At 32.2% G+C, this 18593-nt stretch carries 6 protein-coding genes; 2 read left to right on the top strand and 4 right to left on the bottom strand.

What is annotated here, in order from left to right:
* Nucleotides 1-159 precede the first annotated feature (159 nt).
* Complete coding sequence (locus tag V9L04_RS07900; protein ID WP_338793552.1) at nt 160-4173, top strand: hypothetical protein; 4014 nt, start codon at nt 160-162, stop codon at nt 4171-4173.
* Between the two features lie 110 nt (nt 4174-4283).
* On the opposite strand, the gene V9L04_RS07895 is transcribed toward V9L04_RS07900, so the two are convergent.
* Together V9L04_RS07895 and V9L04_RS07890 are read right to left on the bottom strand one after the other, a co-directional pair.
* On the bottom strand, nt 4284-7511 hold the full coding sequence (locus V9L04_RS07895; RefSeq protein ID WP_338793551.1) for a tetratricopeptide repeat protein: 3228 nt from the start codon (nt 7509-7511) through the stop codon (nt 4284-4286).
* 307 nt (nt 7512-7818) lie between these two features.
* Nucleotides 7819-13404, bottom strand: coding sequence for a translocation/assembly module TamB domain-containing protein (locus V9L04_RS07890; protein ID WP_338793550.1), 5586 nt, complete (start codon nt 13402-13404; stop codon nt 7819-7821).
* 542 nt (nt 13405-13946) lie between these two features.
* Here V9L04_RS07890 and V9L04_RS07885 point away from each other — a divergent pair.
* Nucleotides 13947-17033: a glycosyl hydrolase gene (locus V9L04_RS07885; protein WP_338793549.1), complete on the top strand. Its 3087-nt coding sequence runs from the start codon at nt 13947-13949 to the stop codon at nt 17031-17033.
* 93 nt (nt 17034-17126) lie between these two features.
* Here V9L04_RS07885 and V9L04_RS07880 read toward each other — a convergent pair whose 3' ends face one another.
* Together V9L04_RS07880 and V9L04_RS07875 are read right to left on the bottom strand one after the other, a co-directional pair.
* Complete coding sequence (locus V9L04_RS07880; protein ID WP_338793548.1) at nt 17127-17588, bottom strand: macro domain-containing protein; 462 nt, start codon at nt 17586-17588, stop codon at nt 17127-17129.
* 91 nt (nt 17589-17679) lie between these two features.
* Nucleotides 17680-18207, bottom strand: coding sequence for an outer membrane beta-barrel protein (locus V9L04_RS07875; RefSeq protein ID WP_338793547.1), 528 nt, complete (start codon nt 18205-18207; stop codon nt 17680-17682).
* Nucleotides 18208-18593: the final 386 nt, after the last annotated feature.

Genomic DNA, 18593 nt, shown 5'->3' with positions numbered 1-18593 from the left:
TTGACGATTAAATAATATAACTCAAATTTTAATCAAATGTTAAATATCAAGATACTTCTTTGATTAACTAAATGGTTATTTTTGTAGAGTCTTTCTTTATTACAAAACTTCAATTTGCTTTAAATCAACCCTTTACCTTTAAAATATATATATATAATTATGAAACATTCTTTACTCTTTTTTTTACTTTTTATAAGTAGTTTTGCATTTGGACAAAATTTAGTAACCTATGATTTTACAGGACAACCTGGAAATCAAGGCTCAACCCCTCCTTCTTTCTCAGCAGCTAATATGCTGGCTAGTGTCATTTCTAGAGGAAGTGGGATAGCTCCAGTGGCTTCTAGCAATACTATTAATTCGAGTGGTTGGTCAACAGGTGCAATAGACTTAAATAATGACTATTATGAACTGACTCTTACTCCTTTAGGAGGTTTTAAACTAGATTTGAATGATATAAATTTTAGAGAAAGACGTTCTGCAAGTGGTATTCGTGATTTTGAAATCAGAACAAGTTTAGATGGTTATGCAACCTCTTATTTTTCTACTAATGTTCCTGATAATACTTCTCAACGTGATCAAAACTTTACTTTTCCTGCTGCTTTTTCTAATGTTACTACATCCATTACTATTCGTATTTATGGCTATAATGCAGAAGCTACTGGAGGAACTTGGCATCTAAGAAACAATAGTATAACAAATGATTTTTCTATAACAGGTACAGTAACTTCTACATCTCCTCCTGATATTGCTCTTACTTTCGATGATACAGGAGATGCAAATATTGCAAGAGGAAGTAATAACAATGTAATTTTCAGAACATTTGCACAAATAACCACAGCAGATGCAACCCTTAACCAAGTAGTTTTGAGAACGACTGGAAACTATTCTAGTTCTGATATAAAAACAAATGGCTTCAAACTTTGGTACTCAGCTGATAATTTTCTAAATGCAGCAGATACACAAATTGCAGCTACTGGTTCTGTTTCAGGAAATGGCGAAACTATTACATTTACAGGACTTTCACAGGCTTTACCTACCTCTAGCTTTAATTTTCTTTTTGTAACAGTTGATGTTGATGCCAACGCAGTCATAAATAATACTATCCAGATAGACAACACTACAATAGCAGATTTTACCTTTGCCTCTCCTAGTAATAAAACAGGAACAGCAGCATCTGGAAATGTACACACTATTATTGGACTTACTACAGGCACAGTACCCACTTCTTTATGTATAACTCCTACTGAAGGCGAACCAATCAATGTTCCTTTTACCTATTCTCCCAAAGGAGTCTATACAGGAACAACTTTTACAGCTCAACTGTCTGATGCCTCAGGAAGTTTTCTTATATCTACTTCTATTGGTTCAATAGTTTCTGATGGTTCAGGTAACCAGACTATCTCTGCCACTATTGCTGCTGCTACACCACAAGGTTCTAATTATCGTATTCGTGTAGTGAGTTCTGTTCCTGATGTAGAAGGGGCAGATAATGGTTCAGATATTATTATTAATTTATTAGTAGTTTCTATCTCACCTACTGTTACACAAAATCTGACTGAATTTCAAAATGGAGATACTATTACAGCTACTGAATCACAACCTGCTCAATCAAGAAGATGGAAATATCGTAAAGCTCCAAGTACAGTTTATACAGAATTCTTAGGTAGTGATATATCTGAAACTCCTTATTTTACAGAAGATGGAACTTATTATATGGTGGTTGAAACTGACTTTGAATGTGGTAAATCTTCTATTTCTAATGAGGTACAAATAAATGTGTCTAACTTTGTAGGAACACAACTTTTCCCTGGAGATATGGCTATTATAGGCTGGAATGCAAATGTAGGAAGTGGAGTAGATGAATTTGTACTTACTAATTTAGTTCCACTGACTCAAGGTACGAAGTTTCAAGTAGTAAACGCTACTTATGAAAATGGTTCAGTAGCCAATGTTCGTGATAATGAATGGCAAAATACTAAAATCATGGAGTTTACTTATAAAGCTGTAACTGATTTGGCTGTTGGTAGTATAATTAGTTTCGAACTTCCTGTTAATATTTCTAACCCTGCTACTAATATCCGTATCAATAATTCAACTGTTCCGACAACTACATTAGAAGGAATAAGAGTTACTGGCACAGAATCAGGGGGAGTAAATGTAAGTACAGGAGGTGCAGACCAAATTTTTATTACTCAAGGAAGTTTTAAAGGAATTGATTTTGATGGCTATGTTCTTTTCGGAATGACAAATGGTTCGAATTGGATTCCTTTGGCAAATGATGTCTCTACACTTCGTACTTCAAGAGCGCATCCTAATATACTTTGCTTAAATACTAGACATACTGCTATTGAAGATGGCTCATATTATAATATTGGGGCATTACACGCAGGTTCACAGCGAGAAATTTTATCAAATATAATAAATATGGCTAATTGGACAGATGCAGTACCTATTCCTGTTGGCGTTCATACTAGCACTTTTACAGTTACACCAAATACAATAGCTCAAATAGAATGGATAGGAGGAGGAAGTGTGACCACTAATGGAGACAATTGGTTTTTATGCACCAACTGGGAAAATTTTTATGTTCCAAATAAACGCCAAGATGTTATTTTTACTACATCAGCCACAGATGGAGCTAGAATAAATGCAGATGCAGACTATTCAGATGAGTACAGTGATTTAGCAGAAGTTAAAAATATTATCTTAGAAGAGCAAATACTGTATATCAATGATGCTAGAAGTTCAAAATTAAGTATCTATGAAGATTTAACCATTAGAAACAATGGGTTTTTGGATATGGAAGATGAAATTGCTTTTGTCGAAGATGGAACAATAAATATAAGAGGAAATTGGATAAACCAAATTGGTACTTCAGCATTTGAAGAAGGAGAATCATTAATTGTTTTTGAAGGTGGAGCAACGCAATCTATAACTACAGCAGGAGGAATTGAAAGTTTTTATGATTTAACACTCAATTGTACAAATGATTTGACTATCGATAATGAAGTACAATTAGAAACTTCTTCAGATGGAGTAAGTTCACAAGGAGGTAGACTGACTTTTGTTAAAGGCAATATATTTTCTAGTGCTACTTTTCCAAATACCTACCCTATTACTTTTACGTATGCTGCTGACTATGATGGAGCGAGTGCAAAACGACATATAAGAGGCGCATCAAGAAGATTGTCTAGAAGTATTGAAGATTTTACATTTCCTATTGGAAAAAATGGAGTTTATCGTCCTCTTACTATCCATACTACCAATAATGCTATCGAAACTCAATTTTTTGCTGAATACTTTTTTGATAATTATGCAGACCTTCAACCTGTAATTACACCACTAGATCATGTCAGTCAGATAGAATATTGGATATTAAATAGAGAAACTCTTGAAACAACACCTAATATAGCAGATGCACAAATCACTTTGTCTTGGGGCATAGAAAGTGAGGTAGGTAGTTTGGGAAGTTTAGTTGTTGCTCATTGGACAGATGCTGACCAATGGGAAAGCAGAGGTAATTCATTAACAACAGGAAACATAACAGCAGGCACAGTAAAGTCAGATGATATTATTACTCAATTTAGTCCTTTTACGTTGGGGACAATTAATAATTTGAATCTTCTTCCTGTTACATGGCTTTCTTTTGATGTTAAATACAATCAAGAACAAGATAATGTTCTTTTAGAGTGGGCGACATCAGTACAATATCAAAATCAATCTTTTGCTATTGAGCGTTCTGAAAATGGAATTGATTTTACAGAAATTGGTATTGAAAAAGGAAGTTTAGATACCCGTTCTATCAAAAAATATCAGTTTTGGGATTTTGAAATTATACATTCAAAAGTCTATTACCGTATTAAACAAATAGATAAAAATGGAAAGTTCACTTACTCCAACATAAAAACAATAGATATAGAAGATAATAGAAAGCTAGGAATTACAAATTATCAAAACAAGACTATTCTGTATGCTAATCTTAATGAAGCAACAAATGCAAAAATTCAGATTTATGACATGAATGGAAATACAATTGATAGATTTGAAATAGCTTTAAAAGAAGGAGGAAATGAATTTGTTATTCCTATAAAGTTATCAAAAGCTATTTATGTCTATAAAATAGAATTAGAAAATCAATCTGACTTTGCGAGTGGAAAATTTTTAGTCAAATAAATTCATTTCTAGTCTTTATAAAGCCTGATTTCAACAAAAATATCCTTTTGAAATAGTTTTTTAAGCTATTTCAAAAGGATATTTTTTGTGTCTAGTTTTTTAGTTCTCTTTTACACTCTAATTCCAATCATAGAAATATCATCTCGTTGTTCTTCTCCTCTTTGATGTAAATCTAATGTTTGTTCCATTTTAGCTTTTTGTTCGTAGAGTTTGAGTACAGAAATTTCTTGTAATAACCTTAATAATTTAGGTGTACCAAATTTTTCTTGTTGATTATTATTTTGGTCTGCATAGCCATCTGTTGTGAGATATATCATAGCTCCTTTTGGTAAATCTATAAATTGAGTTTTAAAATTTTTATCTAATTTATTTCTTATACCTCCAATCGTTTTGTTATCTCCACGCAAATAAAAGGCTTCTCTTCCATTCGAATCATTTGGCAGTGTATAAATAAATGGACGTTTTGCACCTGTAAAAGCAACTTCTGTATGATTGTCTTTATATTCTAATCTACAAAAGGCAACATCCATTCCATCATCATTTGCTCTATCGTTTTCGCCTTTTAATTGACGTTCTTGTTTTAATGCTTTTCTAACCTGAATATTCAATTGTTCTAATATTTCACTTGGATCGAATATTTTTTTCTCATTTACTATTTCATTCAGGATCGAATGTCCAATCATAGACATGAATGCTCCTGGTACTCCATGTCCAGTACAATCAACAGTGGCAACGAATGTATACTTATCAATATGAGAAAACCAATAAAAATCTCCTGAAACAATATCTTTAGGACGGAAAAGAACAAAATAATCAGGCAAATATTGGCTCATTCTTTCATGACTAGGTAAAACAGCCTCTTGAATCGTTTGAGCATATCGAATCGAATCTGTAATATTTCTATTTTTGTTTTGAATAGTGTCATACGCTTTTGCATTATCAATCGCAATAGCTGTGTAAGAAGCAAGTGAACTCAGAAGAGCTACTTTTTTCTCATCATAGACATTTTTTTCAAAGCTTTGTACTGTAATTACACCAATAGGACGATTTTCAACTGATAAAGGAAGGTAAATTAGCGATTTTGGCAAATCTCCTGCTGCCACTTGATAAGTAGAAAATTTTTCAGGATATTCTTTTTCAAAGTCATTAATCAAAATAACTTCTTGCATACCCAAGCACTGTACAGATAAGTTATTTTTATTAGCGACATAATCAGAATGGTCTGGTAGAATTTCTCCTTTTTCGATAAAACCCTTGAACTTTATACGCTTTTCAGCAGGTTCATAAACTCCAATTCCAAATGCCTCTGCTGACATGAGTTGATTTACTTTTTTATAAAGCGTTTTAGCAATTGCTTCTAAATGAAGAGATGCTGTAATTTCTCTACCAATATCAGAAAGTGTATTTAGATTTTGATACGACTCTTCTACTTCATTGTTTTTTTGTACCAATACGATAGCTTGTTCTTCAAGTTCAGAGTTTTTCTTTTCTATATAATCTCTTTGACTTAAAATTTCTTCTTGCTGTTGTTCTAACTCTTCATTCTGAACCAAAATTTCTTGTTTCTGTGTTTCTAGTGCCTGATTCTGCGTACTGATTTGGTCTTTTTGTTTTGTAATGCGCTCATTTTGTTCAGATAATAGTTTATTTGCTTTTTGTTTTTGAAATAAGGCAAAGAGAATAATTAAACCAATAAACAGAGCTAAAGCAATTGCACCATAAAGAATATAACGCAATAATCTATCTTCATTACGAGCTAACTTTTCAGTTTCAATTTTTTCGGCTTTCAGTTTATTTTCAAGTTCAAGGCTTTTAATTGATTCTTTTTGTTTTTCTTTTTCCAAAATTTCTTGTTTGAGTGCAAGGTCTTTGAGTTCCTGTTCTCTTTCTAGGTCTTTTATGGCTTGCTCTCTTTTTTCACTTTCAAGTTGTTGTTGGGTAAGTAAAAGAGCTTGCTGTGTTTTTTGACGTTCTAAGCGAATATTTTGTAGTGTTGTTTGTTGTATTTTTTTGTCTTGTAATTCTAGTTCAAGACTTTGCAATTTTTTGTCTGTTTCTAACTGTTTTTTCTTAGAGGCAAGGTCTTGAATTTCTTCATCTACCAAAAGTAATTTTAATTCTTTTTCATTTTTTTCAAAAGCAATTTGGCGTTGTAATGATTTTTGTAGCTCTTGTTTTTCATTTTGAGAAAGTGAATCCCGAACAGCTGCATATTGTCCATAATATGAATAAGCATTTCTATAGTCATTCTGACGCTGATAAATTTCGGACATAGTACGATAACTTGTCGTCAAAACTTGTGCATTTTTAGTTGTTTTGGCAAGTTTTATCGCTTCTGCTGTGTAGGCACGAGCATTTTGAAAATCTCTACGCAATAAATAAATAGCTGCTAAATAATTATAGGCTTGAGCAACCTCATCAGCATTTCCATTTTTCTTAGCTGTTTCTAGTGCTTGTGTAAAGTAATTTAATGAATTAATATAATCTCCTTTAACTTGATAAATTACACCAATATTTGTGAGTGTAGTAGTATTAGGTTTATCAACAGGATTAAAAGCCAACGATTGTTTAAAGTTTTCTAATGATTTATCATAGTTTCCCAAAAATTTATTCAAAAAGCCAATATTATTAAGTGCTATTGCTGTTCCATTATTGTCTTTTTTAGATTTATGGATTGCCAAAACTTGCTCGTTATATTCCAATGCTGTCTCATAATCGCCTTTTATTTTATACAAATCAGTAAGACTTCTTAAAGTTTCTAATTTACCTTCTATATCATTATTAGAATTGTAAATTTCCAAAACGGCTGTATAATAGGCTAAAGATTGGTCATAGTTTTTAAGTTCAAGATGGGTTGAAGCAATATTTGAGAGTAGTTTTGGATGAACTGTTTCCCCCAATTCTTCATAAATCTCATTTGATTTGGTAAGGTACTCTAGTGCCTTTCCTGCTACTTCTTGTTCTTGATAAAATTCACCTATTTCTTGGTAGGTTTCTGCTAGAAGTTTTCTATTGCCTGTTTTTTCTATATTTTTTAGAGCTTGTAAATACCACCGTAAACTACTTGTAAACTGCTTTTTACCTCTATAAATATGAGCAAAATGAATAATGCTTGTTGTTAGTTCAGTTTGTGCATTGGATTGAAGTGCAGAACTAAATCCTTGTTGAGCATGTAAAAGTCCACGTTCATAGTTTTTTTTCTCAATCTCAATGGCAGCCATTTGATTTTTGAGGTGTGCTTTTACACTATCAGAATTTGTTTTTTGAAACTCTTCTTCTAACTGCTCCATGTCTAAGGTCTGAGCAATTCCATTAGTAGTAGAAAAAATAAAAAACATAAAAAAAAGCAATCCAAAATTCAATTTTGAATAAAAATTACTTTTTATATGATTAATGAGAATGATATTCATAAAATGAAAAAACAGAGTGGAAAGCTACATAAAAAAATAAATTACTGACTATCATTTGATTGGTATTAATAATAGTTCAATATGTTAAATAATTTTCACACTTACAAAAATTTAGTGTGAGATTATATATAATACTTTTAATAGTAATAGACTATCTGATTATTTTACATTAAAACAGAAATTTTCACACAAAAAATACAAGGTAGAAAACTTATGTTAGCTATTTATGAGGCTTTTAGAGGAAAACATCAATTTCCAAACCAAAGTCTTCTTTTCGGTTCTGTAAAATCAAATCTAATGAAGAAGATGTTGTATTTTCTTCTTGGTTTTTGCGTTCTTCTTTCTCCTTTTCTTCTTCCTCTTTTTTACGTTTCTGTTCTTCTTTACGCTGTTTTTCTCGCTCTTTATTTTCTTTTTTTATTTTTTCAAGTTCTTTGTCTTTTTCGAAAAGCTCACTAAACTCATCATATTCTCTTACAAAAATAAGAGAAGCTCCTGTTTGAATAATCTGTCCATCAATTACACCAGCATAACTATTTTCTCTAAAAATCTGAACTTTATAACGCCCATCTTCTGTAATTAGGTAAGAAATAATAACATCACCTGCAATACTACTCAGACCTTGTTGTTGTTGCTGTGATGCTGCATCACCTTCCAAATCTACATTTGTACCTACTTGAAAAGTAAGACGGTCGTCTAAAAATGATTTTGAAAGATTGATTCCTAATTCTGTTCTATTTTGTGACTCTCCTGTTGAATAATCTTCATACGAGTTGAGGTCAAAAGAAAGACCAATACCTGAAAGGTTTTTGTCAGCTAATTTATTTAACTGGTCTGTCAAAAGTCCACTTACTGTATTTCTTGCTGTTGATTCTGCAAAACCCATTTCTCCTTGCGCTCTATCCAATGGATTTTCTGAAATAAATCCACCCAAAATAAGAAGTGCAAAAACTTGTTTGTTGAGTTCAGACTCTTGTTTGTTTAAAAGTTGCAAACGTGTATTTATTGTTCCTCCCATTGCGCCACGTTCTGCATCAGCAATATCAATATCAAAATTAATATTTGGATTCAAAACTTCACCATTCATATTCAAAACAACCTCAAAAGGCAATTTTTGCTTGTATTTATTAAGTTCTGACTCTGAAGCACTACCAAGTTGATTTGCCATAAGCTCATACGAGGCTGCTTCAACTGTATGAATTGCTGTAATATCAGCTTTCATGTCCATTATATCTCCATAAAAAGTAATTGCACTTCCTTTTTGAATCTTGAAATCTCGCTTAGCAATATTAAAGAAATTGAGTTTGTAAATTCCATCTGTAATTTCATAACGTCCTGTTAAAGACATTTCCCCACTAGGATTCAGATTGAAATTAATATCTCCTCCTCCTTGTACTTCCAAACGATTAGAAGGATCTATTTCTACATTTACTTTGGCAGCAGGATTAATCGTAATGACAGCACGAATATCCATATCTGTTCCATATTGTGTACTATCTTCATCAACAGGTGCAACTGAAATAAGAGAATCACTATAAAAGTCTCTATCTACAAATTCTACAACCCCTTCTTTATCAATCGTTGCTATCTCTGATTCAGGTAATAAATATGTTAAATCTGTTCCTTCTAAAACATTTACATTTGCTGTCACTACTGGACTTGTGGCACTTCCCTTTACATCTACGTTCAGACCAGCAAGAGCTTTTCCAAAAAACATTTGCTTCGCTTTTGGATTGTCATTTTTTTCACTATCTACAAACAGAAATTTATCACTCTTTACATTCAAATTCAGTTTTAAGTCTGTAAAAGTAGGTGTGTTTATTCTACCATTTATATAGAGTGCATTTTCTTTTTTATCTTGAAGAGTAAAGTTTTTGAAAGCGATTCCATTATTATCAAAATTGATAGTTTCTTTTTCTAACTCAAGATATGTTCCTGTAGCTGTAAGAAAGAAAGAAGTTTGATTAAAATCTAATTTCCCTAAAATAGCTGGTTTTGTAGTTGTTCCTTTTATTTTCAGATTTCCTGTAACTGTTCCTTCCATATCTTCTAAATTTCCCATAGTGAGATTTTCTAAAGTCGGAAGTGAAAGCCTTTGAATATCCAAATTCATATTCAGAGCATCGCTTGCATTTTGTGCAGCGTTATAATAACCTGTCAATTCGAATTTATTTTCTCCAGTCAGATTTACCTTTACATCATAACGATTTAAAGCATTACTATTTTCTGCATTGATAGATAAATTTCCTAGTTTACTATTCAAAACAGTAAGCTCATCAATTCTTAAATCTGCCAAAAACTGCAATTCAGTTTGAAAGTTTTGTAGATTTACTTTTCCGTTTAATCTACCTGCTGCTAGTTTTGTAGTATCATTTGGTGCAGCAATATCTGTAATAGTTGCGAGTTCAAAATTTGTAAAACTAGCTACTAGATTTTTATCATTATCAGTAGTTTGTGCGCTAAGTGTCTGATTTTGATTACTCAATAAAAAGTCTTTTATACTCAAATTTTGATTTTCGCTACTTGGCAAAATAATTTGATTTCCTTTTCTTACTGTCCAATTATCATAATTCAGAATTTGAGTGGGAGCAAGAGAAACAATAAATTTTGTTGTGTCTGGACGTTCTAAAAAGGTTGTAATTTCAAAACGCTCTTTTCCTTCTTCATCTTTGAGGTTTATAGTTAAGTCAGCTTTATTATTGGCTGCTTTTCCAGAAATGAGTGGATGTTCAAACTGATATGTTCCGTTAGTTACTTCTGCTACACCGATTCTATAATTCAAGGCTTCTCTATCTGAGTCAATATTAATTGTCAAAGAATCCATTGTAATTCCTGCATAAACAATAGAAGGAAAATCTCCATTTAGCTCAAATTTTTTAGAATCACTACGGTATTTTCCATCAAAAGAAGCAGGTTCAAATTTTGTTAAATCAGGAACTAAAGCTGTCAGCAGTTCAGATTTATGAATCTGAATAGAAAAATCCATTTCTTGAGTTCCGATTTCTTTATTGGGCTGCACAGGGTCAAGTTCAATATAGGTATTGATATGGTTTTTGAGAGTCGCTACAAAGGTAGAAAAGTCTAAATTTCCTTCAATTTTGGCAGAAACAATATCTGAACGAAGATTGATATTTGTTTCCCCTTTTTGAGAAATAGATACAAAAGCTGCCGAATCTATTCTAAAATTTCTATTTTTTGTATTGATAACTACTTTTTGAAGTCCGACATTTCCTCTGATATTATCCAAATCCATTCCTGTAATATCTCCATTCAGCATTAGGGCAACTGTTAGAGGTTCTTTATATAAATTTAGAGCCTGTAAATCAGCTTTTTTCAAATCCAAATCAACAACAAACTTAGGATTGAGTGTATCCCAAACTACGTTTCCATCAAAATCAAAAGTGAGGTTTTTGTCTCTCATATTTAACTTTCCATTGTAAGACATTCCATCTACTATTCCATCAATTTTTAAATCTTTATAGATATATTTCTGATACTCAAACTTATTTACGTTTCCGTCAAGAGTAGCTTTCATAATTTCAGGCTCAAAACCACTTCCATCAGCTGTAATCTTCAAATCAGCAATTCCTAATGTTGTGTCTTGCAAAATTTTTCCTAATTGTGCATTTTCTACTAAAGCTGTAATGTTATAAATAGGCGTTTGTGTTTCAGAAATGGCGTTTTTCATTGTTCCTTTTGCACCCACATTTCCTAATGCTGTATTGAATTTTGTATCCGTTTCAAAATCATTCAATAATCCTGTAAAGACAATATTTCCGTCTATTTTTGGAGTAAGATTAAGATTTGAAGGAATAAGCGTATCGGGTAACCAATTTTTTACATCACTCAAATAAACCAAAAATTGCTTTGTTGAAATATCTAAATACATTTTTTGTGGGTCAGTCGGATTTTTGACTGTTCCACCTAATTCTATTTTTGTATTATCCAAATTTGCCAAAAACTCTACAAACATATCATTCATAGAACCTTTTGCAGAAGCTGTCATAGAAATTTTTTGAGGAAAATTATAACCTGCTGGAAGTGTTCCAGTAGGAATTACTTTTCTTAAATCTTCTCGTGAAGAAGTCAGTTTATTGATTTTGGCATCCAAATACATATTCTCTACATTTGGCAAGCCTTTTACTTTTCCATTGACAATTAAATGGGTATTATTTAATCCTTTTATTTGAAAATTTTTGAGAGTAGCATCGTTGGCTTTTCCTGTGGCTTGCCCAGAGATTTTGATAGTTTCGGTTGTTTGTCTTGATAGGCTAACTTGTTTTGCCAAATCAGGAACAAAATAAAATACGTCAGCTAAAGCGATTTCTGTTCCATCTAAATTAATATCTAAGTCAGCATTTTGCCAATCATTAGCAATATTTTCTAATGAAGCTGCTAGTTTTACTTTCTGTCCTATTTTGCTTCTTGAAGTTTGAATGTATAAATCTGTAACAGCCACGCCATTCGAATCCATTCGAATATTTCCATCAAAATCTTTGAGTTCAAATTGTTCTCTGTTGTCTGTTGCTTGAATTGTTTTTATGTCTGCTGCAATGGTAGTAGGATAGAATTTGAAATTTTCAGCTTCTAATGCAATTCCTTTAAAATGAATATGATTAGTATCAAAACCATAGTCAATTTTGTCAATTTTATCATTATCAAACACAATTTCATTATCCTCTAACAAAACATTTTTGACTTCGATAACCCAAGGTTTTCCTTCATCTTCTTTTGTTCCTGCTATTTGCTGAGCTTCTTCCCCTACTGTTTTGGCAGACTCATTTATGGCAGAATCTAAAGCAGTTGTTACGATACCTTGCTTGTAAGAAATATATGTTTTTTTGAGTTCTACGTCTTGAATGACAATTTTTTGAGTTCCTAAATTAGTTTGTTGCGCATTTATAAAAAGGCTTCCTACTTTCCCATCTACTTGTTGCCCTGTAACATTGCTTTGATAAAATGCTGTTACATTTTCAATATTAATTTTGTTCAAATCAACCTGAAAACCAATTTCTGAACTGGTCGTATCAGGTTCTTCAGGCTTTTGAGGAGGACTTTTTGTTTGAACATAACGCAAATCTGTATCTTTAAGCAAAACATCTTTTACAGTAAAGCTCAAATTATTCAAATCAAAATCATCGACATCAATTTTTAATCTTCCAATTTTTCCTTTAATATCATTTCCATTAAAACGGTCATCAAATTTTGCATTAATATTTTGTAAATCTGCACCTCCTAGAGAAATAATAAAACCTGCTCCTGAAGTTGTATCATTAGCTTCAATTTGTGTAGTTGTTTGGTCTTCGCTCATTTTTGCAGAATCAGTAGGCGCAAAAGCAGTATTCAAAAAATCAATATTAGAAGTGCTATCTTCGGCTATCCAAATATTTGCATAAACATCATCTAATTTTATTTCTGTGATTTGAAGAGTTTTATTGAACAGTGCAAACGGATTTATGTCGGCTTCAAAATGTCCTGCATAAAGTAGTGTATCTTGTTGCAAATCCTCAATATAAAGTCCATTTATAGATAAACCCAAAGGCAAACTAAGTCGAATTGTTTCTACTTCTACTTTTGTAGTTAGTTTTTTAGAGAGAAAATCTTCTGCTTTTTCTGTTAGGTAATCTTGAACTGGAGGAAGAAAAAGAAGAATAAAAACAAGGGCTAAAAGACCGAAAATAGAGCCAAAAATCCACATAAAAACCTTTGCTATTTTCCACAAAACACGTTTTGTTTTAGATTGAGGTTTTTGTGGAGTAGTGGGTTGGTTTTCAGTAGGTTTATTTGAAAATTTGTTTTTTATTTTTTGAAAGAAGTTCATAAAAGTACACAAAATAGTAAGCTAAAAAAATGGACGTTAAAAATAGTATTTTAATCTGTGATCAAAATACTTTACGTCATAGCCTATTTAACGTGTAGATTAAGGTTTTTGTTTGGTCGCTTACACAGATTCTGTATAATCAGAAAATATAGAAAAAAAGTAGGTAGGGTAATTTACTGAGTGGTTTGTTATCTTTATTTTATTTCCTAGCTTTTATTTTTTTTTCACAGATGATTAATTTACTTGCCGTAAATGTGGTTCAGAAAACTTAGTTCGTAAAAGAGGGAATAATAGACTAAGACTAAGACTAAGAGTAGGTAAATTTGTCCGAAAGACACTCAGTTTTTCAAAATCCTACTACAATCATTTCTTGTTCATTTATTATTTTATCATAAACTATAATAAAGAAGGTGAGAGAAAATATTTGCAATTACTCAAAATGTAACACTAAAAAGTTTCTTTTCTATCCTTATCTTAGCAAAAAGACAAATCAAGGAAACAATATTCTATAAAAATACCCTTACCCAAACAAAACCCAAAAAATGAGACAACAATTACAAACGTACTTCATAGCAATATTGCTTCTAGGAAGTACAATCACATTCACAAAGGCACAAGAAGTTTTCAAACCTGACACCACTTATTTTTCTTCTACAAAATGGCGACAAATAAGTCCCTTTCGTGGTGGACGTTCGGCAGCCGTAACAGGTGTAGCAGGAAATCCAGACTTATTTTATTTTGGTGCAACAGGTGGTGGAGTGTGGCGAACAGAAGACGGAGGAATGAGTTGGAGTAATATTTCTGATCCAGATTTTGGAGGTTCGATTGGTGCGATTGCAGTTAGTGAATATGACAATAATGTGATTTATGTAGGAGGAGGAGAAAAAACAGTTCGTGGAAATGTTTCACATGGAAATGGAGCTTGGAAAAGTCTTGATGCAGGAAAAACATGGCAAAAAATAGGCTTAGAAGATTCTCGTCATATCACACGTATTAGAATTCATCCAAAAAATCCTGATTTGGTTTATGCTGCTGTTTTGGGACATTTATTTGGTTCTAGTGAGCAAAGAGGAGTTTATAGAAGTAAAGATGGAGGCAAAAATTGGGAAAGAATTTTATTTTCAAACAAAGACGCAGGTGCAGTAGACTTGATTTTAGACCCAACGAATCCACGAGTAATTTATGCAAGTACGTGGAAAATTAGAAGAACTCCATATAGCTTAGAGAGTGGTGGCGAAGGTTCAGCACTTTGGAAAAGTACAGATGGTGGCGATACGTGGAAAAATCTTACAAAAGAAGCTAAAGGACTTCCAAAAGGAGATTTGGGAATCATTGGTGTAACTGTTTCTCCTGCTCAAAAAGATAGAGTTTGGACAATTATTGAAGCAAAAGAAGGTGGTGTTTTTCGTTCTGATGATGGGGGAGAAACATTTGCAAAAATAAACGATGAACGAAAATTACGTCAAAGAGCGTGGTATTATACTCGTATTTATGCACATCCAACTAATCCAGAAGGCGTTTATGTTTTGAATGTAAATTTTCATTTTTCGTCTGATGGAGGAAAAAGTTATAATGAAATAGATACCCCACATGGCGACCATCACGACCTTTGGCTTGACCCACAAAATCCAGAACGCATGATTATTGGAGATGACGGAGGGGCACAAGTTTCGAAAAATGCAGGAAAGAGTTTTTCTACGTATATGAATCAACCAACAGCACAGTTTTATAGAGTAAGTACAGATAATCATTTTCCATACAGGCTTTATGCAGGTCAGCAAGATAATTCTGCACTTCGTATTTCTTCACAAGACCAAGGCAAATGGGAAGAAACAGCAGGAGGAGAAAGTGGACATATTGTAGCCGATCCAAAAAATAATGATATTGTCTATGGTGGTTCGTATGGTGGTTTTTTGATGCGTTATAATCACAAAACAGAAGAAACTCGTTTGGTTGATATTTATCCTGATAATCACATGGGTTGGGGAGCTGCTGAATTGAAATATCGTTTTCAGTGGAATTTCCCTATATTTTTCTCGCCAAACAATCAAAATACACTTTATGCTGCTGCAAATGTTTTGTTCAAGACTACCAATGAAGGGCAAAGTTGGGAAGCCATTAGTCCAGATTTAACACGAAATGATAAATCAAAAATGCAGCCTTCGGGAGGAGAAATCACAAAAGATAATACAAGTGTAGAATATTATGGGACTATTTTCGCTGCTGCCGAATCGCCTGCTGAAAGTGGTGTTATTTGGACAGGATCGGACGATGGACTTATTCAGATTACAAAAGATGGAGGCAAGAATTGGGAAAATGTTACGCCAAAAATTCTCCCAGAATGGGCAATGATAAACTCTATTGATTTGCATCCAACTAAAAAAGGTGTTGCCTATATTGCAGCTACTCGTTATAAGTCTGATGATTTTGCGCCTTATTTGTACAAAACAAAAGATTATGGCAAAACGTGGACAAAAATCACAAACGGAATTCCAAATACTGATTTTACTAGAGTTTTACGTCTTGACCCTGTGCGTGAAGGTCTTTTGTATGCAGGAACAGAAAGTAATGTGTATGTTTCTTTTGATGATGGTCAGAATTGGCAACCGATGCGCTATAATTTGCCGATTGTTCCGATTACAGATTTGCAAGTAAAGGAAAATGATTTGATTGCAGCTACCCAAGGCAGAAGTTTTTGGATTTTTGATGATTTGAATCCTCTTCGTAATTTTGATAAAACAACTTTAGAAAAAATCAAAACCGAAAATTTCTTAGTCTTTAAGCCATCTGATACCTATTTGAGCGAACGAAATATGAAATTGAATTTTTATCTAAATCAAAAACCAGATACATCAAAGATTTTGGAAGTTGAAATTTTGGATAAAGATGGAAATTTAATTCAAAAATATTCTTCTGATGATAATAAGGTAACAAAAGATAAAGATTCTAACATTAAAAAATTAGATGCTCAAAAAGGCGCAAATACAATCACTTGGAATATGCGTCATGAAGATGCAAAGAAGTTTGATGGAATGATTCTTTGGTTTGGTGGAACGCAAGGCGTTCAAGCTATGCCAAACGACTATAAAGCAAAAATTACTTTTGATGGAAAAACCCAAGAAACGGATTTTAAACTCTTGAAAGACCCACGTTGGAGTGTTTCTGATGAAGGTTTACAAGAGCGTTTTGTGTTTTTGAAGGAAGTAAGAGACAAACTTACCGAAACGCACGAAGCTATTATTAATATTCGTAAAATTCGCTCTAGTTTGAATGATTGGAAAACAAAAGCGAGTGCAAAAGAAGAATGGAAAGTAGTTGCAGATTCGGCAGAAAGTATCGTCAAAAATCTAACAAAAATTGAAGAAACTTTGTACCAAACTCAAAACAGAAGTGGACAAGACCCTTTGAATTTTCCTGTTCGTTTGAATAATAAATTGAGTGCTTTAGCCACTACGGTAGGTTATGGGAATTTTCCTCCCAATGAAGGAGCAAAAGAAGTAAAAGCAGATATTACAAGCAAAATTGATGAGCAGTTGAAGATTTATTATGAAATTTTGAAAACTGATATTCCTAATTTTAATAAATTAGTTGCTGATAAAAATATTCCTGCTGTTGAGGTAGAGAAATAAAGAAATGGTATTTTTAATTCCCTGTTTAATTTTTACTGATTAGATGGGGAGTTTTTTACAATTGTTCTTTGTACAACCTTTACAAATCATTTTTTAAGAAGGTTCATAAATTGTAATTTTAATCCCTTCTATTTTTTCTAAATATTTCTCTAATAAAAAACGTACATCTTCCCATTCTAATCCTCCCAAGCCACATCCTAAAGCAGGAATAGCCATACTTTCAAATTTTTGTGTTTCTATAATTCTAACTAAATCTTTTAGACCTTCTTCAACATATTCCATTTTGGAAGGACTGCGCCAATGTTTTTTTGTAGGAAAGTTTATGATAAATTGTTTTCTCTCCAAATTAGATTCATTATTAAAATCACTGACCAAAAGCAACTTTCCAATATTGATAGTTTTGTTTTTACAGGCTTCTTTATAGATTTTGTAATTATGAGGAAACTGTTTTTTGAACGCTAAAGCAAGTCCTTTTCCCATCACTCCAACTATATTTACAGGATTGATAATTACTTCTGTATTTGATTCTAATATATTTCCTTTTGTGTAGTTCATAGAATAAGGTAACATAAAAACCATTCCAATAAATTATTAGAATGGTTTTTTTATATGTGAGCAATTATGCTCAAACTTGATTAAAAGAAGTTTAGAACTTTAAGTTTACACCAAGTTGAAGAATAGATATACCATATCCAAGTTCTCCATAAACACCAAGGTTATCAGTAAAACGGTAACGAGCACCTAAGAATGCAGACCAAGTAAAAGCACTAGCAGCACCACCACTAGTAAATGCGCTATCTCCATAATCTACAGAAACAATGTTATAACCTAATAAAGCACCACCATAAGGGTCAAAACGATCATTGCTCACATTGAAGTGATAAGCACCTCTAGCACCCAAAATAGTATAAGTATAGTTCCATTCATCAAAACTATCTACTGTTGCAGAAGCATAAGAAGCATACCCACCAATACTGATATTATCACTAACACCATAATCTACACTAAGTCCTATAGGTGGAAGTTTTGCAGTAGTTCCTGCGCCTAAGAAGGTAGGAAGAAGACCCACTCCAAGATTTACATCAAGTTGTCCTTGCTCATATTGAGCTTGAGCAGTAGAAAAACTAAAAATAAACAAAGCACACATGAGTACTGAAGCAAATAATTTTTTCATTGAAATGTAATAATTAAAGTTTAAGATGAATAAATCGCAAATAAAATGCAATATTAAGTAAAAAAACAAAAGAAACAAATACCAATAAACACTTATTTTAAAAAAATAGCTTTTAATTGGGATTCTCTTGAGAAACGTGTTTTTTTTGATTTATTATAAGTTTATACGTTGTTTTATAATTTTTTGTTCAAAAAAGTTGTTTTTTTTTCTAAAAAAAATAAATTTTAGCAAATATCTGATTGTTTTCAAACCACAGAATAAAATAAATATTTATTTTTAATTCTTAACTTACGCCATTTTTTAATAAAAAAATTAATGTTTGTTTTTGTGTAATAAGTGAATTATTTCTGATTTTTAGTATTTAAGTATATTTTATTTTGAAAAAT

Origin of the sequence: Bernardetia sp. MNP-M8 (assembly GCF_037126285.1) — a bacterium.
In the GTDB taxonomy this organism is placed as follows: Bacteria; Bacteroidota; Bacteroidia; order Cytophagales; family Bernardetiaceae; genus Bernardetia.
This window is presented reverse-complemented; position numbering and strand designations above follow the sequence as displayed.

Coding starts and splice junctions, on each gene's coding strand:
- V9L04_RS07885 (WP_338793549.1), top strand. CDS start 13,947: ATGAGACAACAATTACAAACGTACTTCATAGCAATATTGCTTCTAGGA.
- V9L04_RS07895 (WP_338793551.1), bottom strand. CDS start 7,511: ATGTTTTTTATTTTTTCTACTACTAATGGAATTGCTCAGACCTTAGAC.
- V9L04_RS07900 (WP_338793552.1), top strand. CDS start 160: ATGAAACATTCTTTACTCTTTTTTTTACTTTTTATAAGTAGTTTTGCA.
- V9L04_RS07880 (WP_338793548.1), bottom strand. CDS start 17,588: ATGAACTACACAAAAGGAAATATATTAGAATCAAATACAGAAGTAATT.
- V9L04_RS07890 (WP_338793550.1), bottom strand. CDS start 13,404: ATGAACTTCTTTCAAAAAATAAAAAACAAATTTTCAAATAAACCTACT.
- V9L04_RS07875 (WP_338793547.1), bottom strand. CDS start 18,207: ATGAAAAAATTATTTGCTTCAGTACTCATGTGTGCTTTGTTTATTTTT.